Below are 14267 nucleotides of genomic sequence, written 5' to 3' on the forward strand. Positions count from 1 at the left end.
CATTGCTACCAGGGTGATGGACCGAAGAGATTAAGGGCAATCGCTTGCCCTGCGCAATTGCTGATACGCCTGCACCAACTGCTCCAGGCTGAACGCCAGGTTGCGCCCACTCGGGTTGGGCAACACCCACACCGACGCACCGCCCAGCAGCTGCGGCTGCAACCCCCAGGCAATCTCGCGCTGAGCGGACAAGGCGCTGTAGCCGGCCTTGCCGAGGAAGGCGACGACACGTGGTGCATACCGGCGGATTTTTTCCTCGAAGGCCGCCGCCGCATCGGTGAATTCATGCCGGGCCAGCTCGCCTGCGCTGGCGGTGGGGCGCTCGACCACGGTGGTCAGGCCGCAGCGGTAGTGCAGCAGCGTGGGGCCGTCTTCGGGGCGGATTTCATGCGGGGTGAAACCGGCCAGGTGCAAGGTGCGCCAGAAGCGGTTGCTGCGGTTGGCAAAGTGCAGGCCGAGGGCGGCGGAGCCTTTGCCGGGGTTGATGCCGCAGAACACCACGTCCAGGTGGTCGGCGAGAATGTCTTCGAGCCGCTCGTTCATGCCGGGCTCCGCAAGCCTTGGCGGCTGGCGCCGGGCGGTTGCCCGGTGATGCGTTTATAGGCGCGGCTGAACGCCGCCTGGGAGGTGTAGCCGAGCCGCAACGCGACGGCTTCGATGGGCAAGCGCTCCAGGGTCAACCATTGGGCGGCCAGGCGCATGCGCAACTCGGTCACGTAGCGCAGCGGCGGGATGCCGAGGGTGGCCTGGAACCGATCGGCAAACACCGAGCGCGAGGTATGACAGTGCGCCGCCAACTCGGCCACGCTCCAGTCACGCCCCGGTTGCTGATGCAGGGCGAGCAGGGCGCCAGCCAGGCGCGGGTCACGCAACGCAGCGACCAGCCCCGAGGCATTGCCGCAGGCACATTCGACCCAGCCGCGCACGATCATCGCCGCCACCACATCGGCCAGGCGCGCGAGAATTCCCGCGTAACCGATACGCGCGCTGGAGACTTCGCGCTCCATCACCGCCAGGATCGGCATCAGGCCAGGGTAACGCTGGCCGCCGGCATCGATCAGCATCAAGGCCGGCATCAGGCTGCCGAGGCCTTGCAGGCTGTCGAGTTCGAACGCCATGCAGGCGCTGAACAGCAGAGTGCAGGAGGGCGTCTCCGGCGAGGCATTCACCGCGCAGACGCTATCGCCCAGCGGCGCGGCGTCGAAGTCGGTGATGTCCTGCACGCAAGCCTGCGGGCTGGAGACCAGCGCGTGTGCGCCACCGTGAGCGATAAACACGGCATTGCCCGCCGACAGCTCGTAGAGACTGCCGTCTTCCAGGCGCAAGGTGGCGCACCCGGCGGCCAGAAAGTGGAAATACGCATGCCCGGGCTTGGCCGCAAAGCTCACCCCGAACACCGGCCCGGCCTGGATGCGCCGGTACTGCACGCCGCTCAGGCGCATGCTGCGCAGCAGTTCATTGATCAGCTCGGAGGACACGTCAAAAGCGTTCTGGGCAGTCATGTTCGGGGTTTCGATCAAAAACTCAAGGGTTTGCATCATAGATCATCCTGATGGCCACACCTAGACTGGCCGCCACGCTAATAGCTTGAGGATGTCTGTGATGAACGAATGTGTGTCCCATGCCCCTGTCGACAGCAGGGCCGAGCCGGCCACCCCGGCGTGGATGGCGGTGTTTTCCCTGGCGATGGGCGTGTTCGGCCTGTTGACCGCCGAATACCTGCCCGCCAGCCTGCTGACGCCGATGGCGCTGGACCTTGGCGTATCCGAAGCCCTGGCCGGGCAGGCAGTGACGGTGACGGCGGTGGTGGCGTTGTTCGCCGGCCTGCTGGTGCCGGGCCTGACCCGTGGCATCGACCGACGCGTGGTGTTGCTGGGGTTTTCCACGCTGATGATCGCGTCCAACCTGCTGGTGGCGTGCTCGTCCAGCCTGTGGGTGCTACTGGTGATGCGCGTGCTGCTCGGCATTGCCCTCGGAGGTTTCTGGAGCATGGCGGCGGCCGTCGCGATGCGGCTGGTGCCGGCGGCGCTGTTGGCGCGTGCGCTGTCGATCATTTTCAGTGGCATTGCGCTGGGCACCGTGGTTGCCGTGCCGCTGGGCAGCTACCTCGGCGGTCTCTACGGGTGGCGCAGTGCGTTTCTCGCCGCAGCGGCGGTGGGGGGAGTGACGCTGGCCTTCCAACTGCTGACGTTGCCGCGCCTGGCGCCGACTGGCACGGCGCGCCTGCGCACCGTGCTGGAGGTGCTGCTGCGTCCGGTTATCGCCATCGGCATGTTCGGTTGCGTGCTGGTGCACACCGCGCATTTCGCGCTCTTCACCTATATCCGGCCGTTCCTGGAAAGCACCACCGGGGTTGGCAGCGAAGGGCTGGCGCTGATGCTGCTCGGGTTCGGCGTGGCGAACTTTGCCGGCACGTTACTGGCCGGTTGGCTGCTGGTGCGCCATCCCCGTACCACCCTGGTGTTGATGCCCTTGCTGGTGGGCGTGGCCGCGCTGGCGCTGGTGCTGCTGCCGGCATCACTGCCGGGGCAGGCGCTGCTGCTGGCGCTGTGGGGCATGGCGTTTGGTGGCGTGCCGGTGGCGTGGTCGAACTGGGTGGCCAGCGCCGTGCCGGATCAGGCCGAAAGCGCCGGCGGCATGGTGGTGGCATCGGTGCAATCGGCGATTGCCGCCGGGGCGGCAGGAGGAGGGGTGATGTTCAGTCTCAGCGGGATCAACGGGGTGTTTATCGCCGCCGGCGTGCTGATGGTGGTGGCGGCCGGGTTGATCGCGCTGCGGGTACAGGTGCCTGGGCACGCCGGCGCCGCAGGTGTGGCGCTGCACGTCTAGGCCGAGGTCGTCAGTCGTCTGCCTGGGCCAGCAAGGCCTGGGCAAACGCGTCAGAGGCAATCAGGTCCAGGGTCTGGCGCAGCTGGGCCGCGGCTTCACGGCCGAAGGCGAGGTCAAAGCGCTCGGCCATTTTGTTCGAAATGCGCTTGGCGGCCGCATGGGTCTGCACGCCTTGCTCGGTCAGCAGCACGCGCCGCGTGCGGCGGTCGAGTTCGTCCACGCGCAACTCCACCAGCCCATCGCGTACCAGCGGCTTGAGTGTGTGGCCGAGTGCCGAGAGGTCCATCACCAGGGTTTGCGCCAACTCGCCCATCTTCGGCGTGCCGGCCTTGGCGATATGGTTGAGCACCGCGTATTGGGTGGCTTTCAACCCGCAGGGCGCGTAGGCCTCGTCATAGATCTGGCCCAGGCGCCGCGAGGTGCGGCGCACGGCACCGTTTACGCAGGCGCTGGGGTTGTCTGTGCAAGGCTTGGCGGATTTCAAGGGCGGATACTCTCTGATACAAAACTCGACGCTGGCGATTATGCCTGCCAGACCTCTCAGGACAAGGCCTTTCAGACCGGAGATGCCCTTTAGATGAATACTGAGACAGCTTGAAACAAATTAGTTGCGTACGCCACTAAATTCGATATTGTGGCGTATGCCTCTTTGTGACCTGGATGTCGCTGAAAACTCCCCAGGATCCACATGGGGCGAGGCGGGAAAACGGCATGGCAACGCCTGCTGGCTCATCCAACCCCCTGTCCGGATCACCTTCTATGCTGAGCCTCGTGCGCATCGCATTGCGGCGCCCCTATACCTTCCTGGTATTGGCTATTTTCATCCTGATCATCGGCCCGCTCGCGGCCTGGCGCACGCCCACGGATATCTTCCCGGAGATCCGCATCCCGGTGATCGCGGTGATCTGGCAGTACACCGGCCTGCCGCCCGACCAGATGGCGGGGCGCATCACCTCGCCGTTCGAGCGGGTGCTGACCACCACCGTGAACGACATCCGCCATATCGAGGCGCAGTCGATGAACGGCTACGGGATCGTCAAGATCTTCTTCCAACCGGGCGTCAACATCAGCACCGCCAACGCCCAGGTGACGTCGGTGTCCCAGGCGATCCTACGCCAACTGCCGCCCAGTACCGTTCCGCCGCTGGTGCTCAACTACAGCGCTTCTACCGTGCCCATCGTGCAACTGGCGCTGTCGGGCCCCGGCCTGAGCGAGCAGCGCCTCGGGGATATCGGCCTCAACCAGGTGCGCCTGATGCTCACCAGCGTGCCCGGTGCAGCCTTGCCTTACCCGTTCGGCGGCAAGAGTCGCCAGGTGCAGATCGACCTCGATTCGGCGCGCATGCAAGCCCGTGGCCTGTCGGCGCAGGATGTCGCCACGGCGCTGGCCACGCAGAACCTGATCACCCCGGTGGGCACGCAGAAGATCGGCAGCTACGAGTTCAACCTGCAACTGAATAACGCCCCGTCGGATTTCCATGACCTGGAAAACCTGCCGATCAAGACCGCCGACGGCACCACGGTGTTGATCCGCGACGTGGCCACCGTGCGCGACGGCAACCCGCCGCAAACCAACATCGTGCACGTCAACGGCAACCGCTCGGTGCTGCTGCCGGTGCTCAAGACCGGTTCGGCGTCGACCCTGGGCGTGGTCGCCGGGATCAAGGAAAAACTCGCCGACAACAAGGCCGCCTTGCCGCCCAACCTGAATATCGACCTGATCGGCGACCAGTCGCTGTTCGTGCGCTCGGCCATCAGCGGCGTGGCGCGTGAAGGCCTGATCGCGGCGGCGTTGACCAGCCTGATGATCCTGCTGTTTCTCGGCAGCTGGCGCTCGACGGTGATCATCGCCACCTCGATCCCGCTGGCGATCCTGGCCTCGATCGCTACGCTCTCGGCCCTCGGCGAAACCCTGAATATCATGACCCTGGGTGGCCTGGCGCTGGCGGTGGGGATCCTGGTGGACGACGCCACGGTGACCATCGAGAACATCAACTGGCACCTGGAGCAGGGCAAGCCGGTGGAGACCGCGATTCTCGACGGTGCCGCGCAGATCGTCACCCCGGCATTCGTGTCGCTGTTGTGTATCTGCATCGTGTTCGTGCCGATGTTCTTCCTCGACGGCGTGGCGCGCTTCCTGTTTGTGCCGATGGCCGAAGCGGTGATCTTCGCCATGATTGCCTCGTTCATCCTGTCGCGAACCCTGGTGCCCACCCTCGCCAACTACCTGCTCAAGCCGCATGTGCATGGCGAAGCCGGGCCTGCGCCGTCACGCAATCCGCTGGTGAATTTCCAGCGCGGTTTCGAACGGCGTTTCGAAGCGTTTCGCGAGCGTTACCACGGTGTCCTCGACAGCGCCTTGCACCATCGCCGCACGGTGGTGATCGGCCTGCTGGCGTTTGTCGCGGTGTCGTTCGCGCTGGTGCCGTTCCTTGGGCGCAACTTCTTCCCCGAGGTCGATTCCGGGCTGATCCTGCTGCATGTGCGGGCGCCGGTCGGCACGCGGGTGGAAAGCAATGCGCGCCTGATCGCCGATATTGAAAACGCGATCCGGCGCAAGATTCCCGCCACCGAACTCAAGGCCCTGGTCGACAATATCGGCCTGTCCATCAGCGGCATCAACGTGGTGTACAACAACACCGGCACCGTGGGTTCCCAGGACAGCGATATCCAGATCAGCCTCAACGAAGACCATCGCCCGACCGCCGAATACATGCGCGAACTGCGCGAAACCCTGCCACGGGAATTCCCCAGCGCGGTGTTCTCGTTCCCGGCCTCGGACATCGTCGGGCAGATCCTCAACTTCGGCTCGTCGGCGCCTATCGACCTGCAGATAACCGGCAATAACCTTGCGGGCAACTTCACCTATGCGAGCGCCTTGCTGCGCGATATTCGCCGGGTGCCGGGCGTGGTGGATGCGCGCATCCAGCAGTCGCGGCAATTGCCGACTTTCAATATCGACGTCGACCGCACCCGCGCGCAGTTGGTCGGGCTGACCGAGCGCGATGTGACCAACAGCCTGGTGGTCAACCTCGCCGGTTCCAGCCAGGTGGCGCCGACATTCTGGTTGAACCCGGCCAACGGGATTTCCTATCCGATCGTCATGCAGACCCCGCAATACAGCCTCGACACCCTGGCGGCGCTGCACAACCTGCCGTTGAGCGGCAGCGCCGGGGCAGCCACCGACCAGACCCTTGGCGGCCTGGCGAACATCCAGCGCAGCCACGGCAACTCGGTGTTCACCCAGTCGGATATCCAGCCGGTGGTCGAGGTGCTCACGGCGATCCAGGACCGTGACCTGGGGGGCGTCGCGGCGGATATCCAGAAGATCATTGCGGCCCACGCCGGTGAAGTGCCGACCGGCTCCAAAGTGATCCTGCAGGGCCAGGTGCAGACCATGAACGCGGCGTTCAGCGGCTTGCTGTTCGGGCTGCTCGGCGCGGTGGTGCTGATCTACCTGCTGATCGTGGTCAACTTCCAGTCCTGGGCCGATCCGTTTGTGATCATCACCGCGTTGCCGGCGGCGCTGGCGGGCATCGTGTGGATGCTGTTCGTGACGCACACGCCGCTGTCGGTGCCGGCGCTGACGGGGGCGATCATGTGCATGGGCGTGGCCACTGCCAACGCCATCCTGGTGGTGAGCTTCTGCCGTGAACGCCTGGCGGTGCACGGCGATGCGGTACAGGCCGCCTTGGAGGCCGGCTTCACCCGTCTGCGCCCGGTGCTGATGACCGCCATCTCGATGATCATCGGCATGGCGCCGATGGCCCTGGGCCTGGGCGAGGGCGGCGAGCAGAACGCGCCACTGGGCCGTGCGGTGATCGGTGGCCTGGCGTTTGCCACCGTCGCCACGTTGATTCTGGTTCCGCTGATTTTCAGTCTGGTCCACGGGCGTCGCCAGCACGCCCGGGTTGCGACCACCGTTACCCAAGGGGTTTGACATGTCCGTTGCTCTTTCCAAACCAAAGTCTTCCCGTGGCCTGCTGTGGCTGATCGTGGGCGGGGTGGTCGTGGTGCTTATCGTTGGGGTCGGCATCGGCGTGCGCGCCAGTGAGTCGCGGGACCTCAAGACCTGGACCGACGCCCAGGCCTTGCCCAGCGTGACCCTGATCAAACCGGTGGTCATCGCCCAGGGCCCGGTGCTCAATCTGCCGGGGCGCATGGAGGCATATTCGCGCGCGTCGATCTTTGCGCGGGTCAATGGCTACCTGAAATCCTGGAACGTCGACATCGGTACTCGCGTCAAGGCCGGGCAGGTGCTCGCTGAAATCGACACCCCCGAACTCGACCAACAGTTGCTGCAGGCCCGCGCCACGCTGGCGTCGGCCCAGGCCGATGCGAACCTGGCCCAGACCACCGCCAAGCGCTGGCAGGCCATGCTGTCGACCGATTCGGTGTCGCGCCAGGACGTCGATGAGCGCACCGGTGACCTGACCGCCAAGCAGGCCAAGGTGGCGGCGGCCAAGGCGAACGTCGACCAATTGGTCGCGACCAAGGGCTTCCAGCGCCTGGTGGCACCCTTTGCCGGGGTGGTCACCGCGCGCAGTACGGATGTCGGCGCGTTGATCAGCGCCGGCGGCACGGCCGGCAAGGAGCTGTTCGCGGTGGCCGATGTCAGCCGCCTGCGCGTCTACGTGCAAGTGCCGCAGACCTTCTCACCGCAGATCCGCGAAGGCACCACTGCGCGCTTGAGTGTGCCGGAATACCGTGGCGAAACCTTCACCGGCAAGGTGATCGCCACCGCCGATGCGGTGAACGCGGCGTCCGGCAGCACCCTCGTGCAGCTGCTGGTCGACAACCCCGGGGGACGGCTCTTGCCCGGCGGCTACACCAGCGTGCAGTTTGACCTGCCGGTGCAGGCCGACGTGGTGCGCGTGCCGTCCAGCGCGTTGGTGTTCGATGACAAGGGCATGCGCGTCGCGACCCTGGATGCGCAGGACCACGTGCGTTTCAAGACCGTGAGCATCGCCCGCGACTTTGGCGACAGCGTGGAAATCGCCAGTGGCCTGCAGGCCGCCGACCGCGTGATCGACACGCCGCCGGATGGCCTTGCCGATGATGATGCGGTGCAATTGGCCGCCGCGCCGGTCGAGGTCAAACCCCATGGCTAAGCCTACGTTGCTGGCCCTGGCCGCCTGCCTGGGCCTGGGCGCCTGTTCCCTCGCACCACCACTCAAGGTGCCGCCCACGCCGGTGGCGGCGCAGTTCCGCACCCAAGGGCCATGGACCGTCGCCAGCCCCGACGACCAGGCCAACCGTGACGGCTGGTGGCGCCTCTACAACGACCCGCAGCTGGAGACGATGGAGCAACAGTTGCTGCGCAATAACCCGGACCTCAGCGCGGCGCTGGCGCACTATCAGCAAGCCCAGGGCTATGTGGCCCAGGCGCGCTCGGGGCTGTTCCCGACGGTGTCGGCGATTGGCAACGGCCAGCGCATTCGCCAGTCGGACACCAAGCCGCTGCGCTCGGCGACCTCGCCGGATATCTACAACTCCGCGACCCTGGGCCTGGAGGTCGACTATGAAGTCGACTTGTGGGGCCGCGTGCGCGACACCGTTGCCGCCGGCACCAGTGATTCCGAAGCGGCCAAGGCCGACCTCGCCTCGGTGCGCCTGAGCCTGCAGGCGCAACTGGCCGACAGTTACCTGCACCTGCGCGGCATCGACTGGCAGAACCAACTGCTGGAGCAGAGCCGCGACGCCTACGCCAAGGCCTTGAGCCTGACCGAAGGCCTGCACGGCGGCGGCATCGTCTCCGGGCTGGATGTAGCGCGGGCGCGCACGCAGCTGTCGACGGTCAAGTCGCAGTTGAGCCAGAGCCAGGTACAACGCGCGCTGCTCGAGCATTCGATCGCGGCGATGCTCGGCGAGTCGGCGTCGACCTATAGCGTGGCGGTGAATGTCGCGCCGATAGCCTTGCCGACGGTGCCGACCGGCGTGCCGTCCAGCCTGTTGCAACGGCGCCCGGATATCGCCGCTGCCGAGCGCCGGATCGCGGCCGCCAATGCGCGTATCGGCGTGGCCAAGGCCGCGTGGTTTCCGCAGATCACCCTGAGTGCGCAGGGCGGTTATCAAAGTGACGAGTTTGCCCGCCTGCTGAGTGCGCCGAACCTGTTCTGGGCGATTGGCCCGTCGCTGGTGGGCACGCTGTTCGATGGCGGCGCGCGCCAGGCGCAGGTGGACATTGCCAAGGCTGCCACCGATGAAGCGGCGGCCAAATACCGCGGCGTGGTGTTGGCGGCGTTCGAGCAGGTCGAAGACAACCTGTCGCAGCTCGCCGGCCTGGGCGCGGCCCTGGAGGATCAACGTGATGCTGCCGCTTCGGCGCAATACGCCGAGGACCTGTCTACCTCGCGTTACCGCCAGGGCGCGGTGGCCTATCTGGACGTGGTGACCGCCCAGGTGGCGGCGCTGGACGCCAAGCGCAGCGTATTGCAACTGCAAACCCAGCAATTGAGCGCTAATGTGGGCCTGATCAAGGCCCTGGGCGGCGGATGGAACGTGGCCCAACTGGCGACATCGAACAGTACTGAAACCAAGGAGAAGTAAGCATGACCGACTACGTACCCCCGAAGGTCTGGACCTGGGACACCGAAAGTGGCGGCACCTTCGCCAGTATCAACCGGCCCATCGCCGGCGCGACGCACGAAAAGGTCTTGCCGGTGGGCAAGCACCCGCTGCAGCTGTACTCCCTGGCCACGCCCAACGGGCAGAAGGTCACCATCCTGCTGGAAGAGCTGCTGGCCCTGGGGCACACCGGCGCGGAATACGACGCCTGGCTGATCAAGATCGGCGACGGCGACCAGTTCGGCAGCGGCTTTGTCGCGGTCAACCCGAACTCGAAGATTCCGGCCTTGATGGATCACAGCGGTGCGCAGCCGATCCGCGTGTTCGAGTCCGGCGCGATCCTGCAGTACCTGGCGGAGAAGTTCGGGGCATTCTTCCCGACAGAGCCCGCCGCGCGTGCCGAGTGCCTGTCGTGGCTGTTCTGGCAGATGGGCAGCGCGCCGTACCTGGGCGGTGGTTTCGGGCATTTCTATGCCTATGCGCCGAGCAAGATGGAATACGCGATCAACCGCTTTGCCATGGAAACCAAGCGGCAGCTGGATGTGCTGGACCAGCGCCTGGCGGTGAGCGAGTACATTGCCGGGGATGAATACACCATCGCCGACATTGCGATCTGGCCCTGGTATGGCGGGTTGGTCAAAGGCCGCTTGTACGGGGAATCGGCGGAGTTCTTGTCGGTGCACGAGTACAAGCACGTACTGCGCTGGGCCGAGGCGATCGAAGCGCGACCTGCCGTGCAGCGCGGGCGGCGGGTGAACCGAGTTTCAGGGGCGCCCGAAGAGCAACTGGCAGAGCGGCACGATGCGAGTGATCTGGACTGACAGCCGGTAAACGTGTGGCAGGCCTGGCTCTTGTGCCTGGCTCAGTTCCCACAGTTTTTGGAGGGGCTGGCCTGATTCCTGTGCCTGGCACAGTTCCACTGTGGGAGCGGGCTTGCCCGCGAAGGCGGTGGGTCAGTCAACCATGATGTGGCTGATCGACCGCTTTCGCAGGCAAGCCCGCTCCCACACTTATTTGTGGCTGGGCTGAATTCTGTGGCTGGCTCAGTTCCCACAGTTTGTGGAGGGCTGGCCTGATTCCTTTGCCTCACACAGTTCCACTGTGGGAGCGGGCTTGCCCGCGAAGGCGGTGTGTCAGTCAACCATGATGCAGCTGATCCACCACCTTCGCAGGCAAGCCAGCTCCCACACTGATTTGTGGCTGGACTGAATTCTGTGCCTGGCTCAGTTCCCACAGTTTGTGGAGGGGGTTGCCTGATTCCTGTGCCTGGCACAGTTCCATTGTGGGAGCGGGCTTGCTCGCGAATGCGGTGGGTCAGCCAACCATGATGTAGCTGACCCACCGCCTTCGCAGGCAAGCCAGCTCCCACACTGATTTGTGGCTGGACTGAATTCTGTGCCTGGCTCAGTTCCCACAGTTTGTGAAGGGGCAGGCCTGATTCCTGTGCCTGGCTCACCTCCCACAGTTTGTGGAGGGCTGGCCTAATTCCTTTGCCTCACACAGTTCCACTGTGGGAGCGGGCTTGCTCGCGAAGGCGGTGGGTCAGTCAACCATGATGCAGTTGACCCACCGCCTTTGCAGGCAAGCCAGCTCCCACACTGATTTGTGGCTGGACTGAATTCTATGCCTGGCTCAGTTCCCACAGTTTTTGGAGGGGCTGGCCTGATTTCTGTGCCTGGCTCACCTCCCACAGTTTGTGGAGGGCTGGCCTAATTCCTTTGCCTCACACAGTTCCACTGTGGGAGCGGGCTTGCTCGCGAAAGCGATGTGTCAGTCAACCATGATGCAGCTGACCCACCGCCTTCGCAGGCAAGCCAGCTCCCACACTGATTTGTGGCGGGACTGAATTCTATGCCTGGCTCAGCTCCCACAGTTTGTGGAGGGGCTGGCCTGATTCCTGTGCCTGGCACAGTTCCACTGTGGGAGCGGGCTTGCCCGCGAAGGCGGTGTGTCAGTCAACCATGATTCAGCTGACCCACCGCCTCCGCATGTGGATCTTCATGTACCCGCCTATTTGTAGCGCTGTTCGAACACCGCCACCTGCTCGGGCTTGATCAGTTCGAACGGCACCCACACTTCCGATTCAATCGGTTCACCCTTGATCATCCGGATCGCCGATTGCACCGCTTGGGTGGCCTGGGCCTTGGGGTCCTGGAACACCGAGGCAGTGAGCAACCCGCGCTTGATCGCGGCCAAGCCATCGGGCAAGCCGTCGATGCCGACGATCGCAATCTCGCCCTTGGCCTTGCCCGCCTGCTGCAATGCCATGGCGGCGCCGATCGCCATTTCATCGTTGTTCGCCACGATCGCGTCGAACGGCGTGCCCGCCAGCAGCCAGTTGCTGGTCAGGTCCATGCCTTTGCTGCGTTGCCATTCGGCGCTCTGCTGCTCGACGATGTTGATACCGGGAAAGTCCTTGAGTACCTGCTTGACGCCTTCGGTGCGGTCATGGGTGGCGTTCTGCGCGAGGTCGCCCATGATAATCGCCACATTGCCCTTGCCACCGAGTTTTTCCGCCAGGTAGCGCATCTGCAGTTGCCCGGCCTCGATATCGTTGGAGGCCACGGTGACCACGCCCTTGGGCAGCGTGCGTTCGTCCGGGTGACGGTTGACGTACACCAGCGGGATTTTGCTGGCGACGGCGGCGCGGGTCATGTTGGCGGTGGCCGAGGTGTCGACCGGCAGCACGATCACCGCATCGACTTTCTGGTTGAGGAAGCCTTCGACCTGGTTGAGTTGGCGCACCACATCACCCTGGGCGTCCTCGAACTGGATCTGCACGTCCTGTTGTTTGGCGGCGGCTTCCAGGCCGGTGCGCACGTAGGTCATGAAGTTATCGTCGACCCGCGCGATGCTCACGCCGATGCGGTACGCGGCGAAGCTCCATTGGCTGAACAGCAGTAGAAACGCGGCAACGATCAATGAATAGCGATGCATGAGAATGTTCCTTTTATTGTTATAGGGTGAACGCTTGACGGAACCGCTCCAGGGCCAGTTCGCTGTCGCCGCTGGCCCAGCCTTCGAGGCCTACCACGCCGGTGTAACCCATGGCGTGCAAGGCCCTGGCGATGGCCGGGTAGTGGATCTCGCCGGTGCCCGGCTCCTGGCGCCCGGGCACGTCGGCTACCTGGATTTCACCGATGGCGCTGCCGGCACGCTGGATCAGTTCGATCAGGTTGCCTTCGCCGATCTGCGCGTGGTACAGGTCCAGGTTCATCTTCAAGTGCGGGCTGCCCACGGCTTCGATCAGCGCCAGGGTCTCGTCGGCGCGGGCGAACGGCACACCGGGGTGGTCGACCTCGGTGTTGAGGTTTTCCAGCAGGAACACACGACCGGCGTCTTCGCCCAGGCGTGCGATTTTTTCCAGGGTCTTGCACGCGCTCAGCCACATGCGCCCGGTGGTCTGGGTGACGGGCCGCACCGGCAGGCCGCCTTCACCCAGTCCGGTACCGTGCAGGTTGAGGCTCGGGCAGTTCAGCTGCGCGGCCACGCCCAGGGACTCGCGTGCGCTGTCGAGCAATGACCGGATGCCGTCGGGGTCGGTGAGGGTGCCGCTGATATAGCCGGTCATGGAGGTGAAGTCGGCGCCGGTGGCCGCCAGTGCGGCGATATCCTTGTCGGTCCAGCCCCAGATTTCGGCGCTGAAACCCAGTGCATGAATGCGCTGTACGCGCTCGACAAACGGCAGGTCGAGAAACACCATCTCCGCGCTGATCGCCAGTTTGAACGGGATCATCGGCGGGCTCCCTGCACGGCCACGGCCTTGCCGGTTTCGAACGACTCGATGCAGGCGCGGGCAATTGCCAGGGCTGCGCGCGCGTCTTCGCCGCTGGCCAGGGGCTGGGCGCCGGTGCGCAGGCAGTCGACAAAATGGTTGAGCTCGGCGATGTAGGCGTCGCGCAACAGGTCAGTGTCCATGCGCTGCGTGTCGGCCTGGATGCCCTCGGCGAGGTAGCGCACCAGGTCCGACTCGTTGAGGCTGCCCATGCTCAGCATGCCCGCGCTGCCGAACACTTCGCCGCGCACGTCGTAGCCATACACCGCCTGGAAGTTGGCTTCGGCGGTGGCAATCGCACCGTTGTCAAAGCGGATCGCAACCACGGCGGTGTCGAGGAACCCTTTGCTTTTGTATTCCGGGGCGATCAGCGCATCGGCCATCACATACACCTGCAGCGCTTCGGCGCCGGGGTTGAGGTAGCGCAGGGTGTCGAAGTCGTGGATCAGGGTTTCCAGGAAGATCACCCACTGTGGCGAGTTGGCCGGGTTGTTCAGCGCCGGGTCGCGGGTCAACGAGCGCAACAGCTGCGGCGTGCCGATACGGCCGGCCGCCACGTCGAGGTGCGCGGTGCGAAAGCTCTTGGCGAATCGTCGGTTGAACCCGACCTGCAGCGGAACCTGCGCATCGGCAGCGGCGGCGATGGCGCGGTCGGCTTCATCGAGGGTGATGGCCATGGGTTTTTCACAGAAGATGCCCTTGCCGGCGCGCGCGGCGCGGATCACCAGTTCGGCATGGCTGCGGGCCGGGGCGGCGATGAGCACGCCGTCGATGTCCGGGTCGTCGAGCAACTGCTGTGGGTCGGTGTAGACCTTCTCCACCCCCAGTTCCGCCGCCAGGCGTGCGGCTTGGCCTGGGGTCGGGTCGGCAATGGCGGCCAGGCAGGCGCCGGGGATATGCCGGGCGGCGGTAAGGCCGTGAAAGCTGCCCATGCGACCGGCACCGATCAAACCCAGGCGGATGTTCTGTGTACTCATGCAGTAACCCCTTTTTTATTGTTGGCTCCAGGACGGTCCTGGCAGGCATAGGGGCAGGAGCAAAGCCTGTGCCAATTCACAAGTTATTGATATGTAAGGATTAATTAATCTACATAAACA

11 protein-coding genes are annotated in these 14267 nt (G+C 64.8%); 5 read left to right on the forward strand and 6 right to left on the reverse strand.

What is annotated here, in order from left to right; translation table 11 throughout:
- Positions 1–30: 30 nt before the first annotated feature.
- Complete coding sequence (gene mug / locus NTD80_RS22325) at positions 31–543, reverse strand: G/U mismatch-specific DNA glycosylase (protein ID WP_065905818.1); 513 nt, start codon at positions 541–543, stop codon at positions 31–33.
- A complete protein-coding gene (locus NTD80_RS22330) occupies positions 540–1538 on the reverse strand; it encodes an AraC family transcriptional regulator (protein WP_201146368.1) in 999 nt (332 codons plus the stop codon). Before NTD80_RS22330 ends, mug begins: the two co-directional genes overlap by 4 nt.
- 64 nt (positions 1539–1602) lie before the next feature.
- Between NTD80_RS22330 and NTD80_RS22335 the strand changes: the two genes are divergently transcribed.
- The gene (locus NTD80_RS22335) at positions 1603–2829 is read left to right on the forward strand and encodes an MFS transporter (RefSeq protein ID WP_262135037.1); all 1227 of its coding nucleotides are present in this window, start codon (positions 1603–1605) and stop codon (positions 2827–2829) included.
- 10 nt (positions 2830–2839) lie between these two features.
- On the opposite strand, the gene NTD80_RS22340 is transcribed toward NTD80_RS22335, so the two are convergent.
- On the reverse strand, positions 2840–3313 hold the full coding sequence (locus NTD80_RS22340; protein WP_207200648.1) for a MarR family winged helix-turn-helix transcriptional regulator: 474 nt from the start codon (positions 3311–3313) through the stop codon (positions 2840–2842).
- Positions 3314–3588: 275 nt separating this feature from the next.
- Between NTD80_RS22340 and NTD80_RS22345 the strand changes: the two genes are divergently transcribed.
- The 4 genes from NTD80_RS22345 to yghU are packed head-to-tail and all read left to right on the forward strand — an operon-like array spanning position 3589 to position 10216.
- Entirely contained in the window at positions 3589–6768 is a 3180-nt protein-coding gene (locus NTD80_RS22345; RefSeq protein WP_262135038.1) for an efflux RND transporter permease subunit, read from the forward strand.
- 1 nt (position 6769) lies between these two features.
- The gene (locus NTD80_RS22350) at positions 6770–7939 is read left to right on the forward strand and encodes an efflux RND transporter periplasmic adaptor subunit (RefSeq protein WP_106804400.1); all 1170 of its coding nucleotides are present in this window, start codon (positions 6770–6772) and stop codon (positions 7937–7939) included.
- Positions 7932–9377 carry an efflux transporter outer membrane subunit gene (locus NTD80_RS22355; protein WP_262135039.1) on the forward strand — a complete coding sequence of 482 codons (1446 nt, stop codon included), beginning with the start codon at positions 7932–7934 and terminating at the stop codon, positions 9375–9377. The genes NTD80_RS22350 and NTD80_RS22355 overlap by 8 nt, the downstream gene beginning before the upstream one ends.
- 2 nt (positions 9378–9379) lie before the next feature.
- Positions 9380–10216 (forward strand): glutathione-dependent disulfide-bond oxidoreductase, encoded by an 837-nt coding sequence (yghU, locus tag NTD80_RS22360; protein ID WP_120448197.1) that lies wholly within the window; start codon positions 9380–9382, stop codon positions 10214–10216.
- Positions 10217–11405: 1189 nt separating this feature from the next.
- Here yghU and NTD80_RS22365 read toward each other — a convergent pair.
- From NTD80_RS22365 to NTD80_RS22375, 3 genes are read right to left on the reverse strand one after another with little or no spacing between them, the layout of a single operon-like run.
- Positions 11406–12332: a sugar ABC transporter substrate-binding protein gene (locus NTD80_RS22365; RefSeq protein ID WP_065905828.1), complete on the reverse strand. Its 927-nt coding sequence runs from the start codon at positions 12330–12332 to the stop codon at positions 11406–11408.
- A gap of 19 nt (positions 12333–12351) precedes the next feature.
- The gene (locus NTD80_RS22370) at positions 12352–13131 is read right to left on the reverse strand and encodes a TIM barrel protein (RefSeq protein WP_262135040.1); all 780 of its coding nucleotides are present in this window, start codon (positions 13129–13131) and stop codon (positions 12352–12354) included.
- Positions 13128–14147, reverse strand: coding sequence for a Gfo/Idh/MocA family oxidoreductase (locus tag NTD80_RS22375; RefSeq protein ID WP_106804395.1), 1020 nt, complete (start codon positions 14145–14147; stop codon positions 13128–13130). The genes NTD80_RS22370 and NTD80_RS22375 overlap by 4 nt, the downstream gene beginning before the upstream one ends.
- Positions 14148–14267: the final 120 nt, after the last annotated feature.

This window comes from Pseudomonas sp. 13B_2.1_Bac1 (assembly GCF_025466155.1).
Classification (GTDB): Bacteria; Pseudomonadota; Gammaproteobacteria; order Pseudomonadales; family Pseudomonadaceae; genus Aquipseudomonas; species Aquipseudomonas aylmerensis.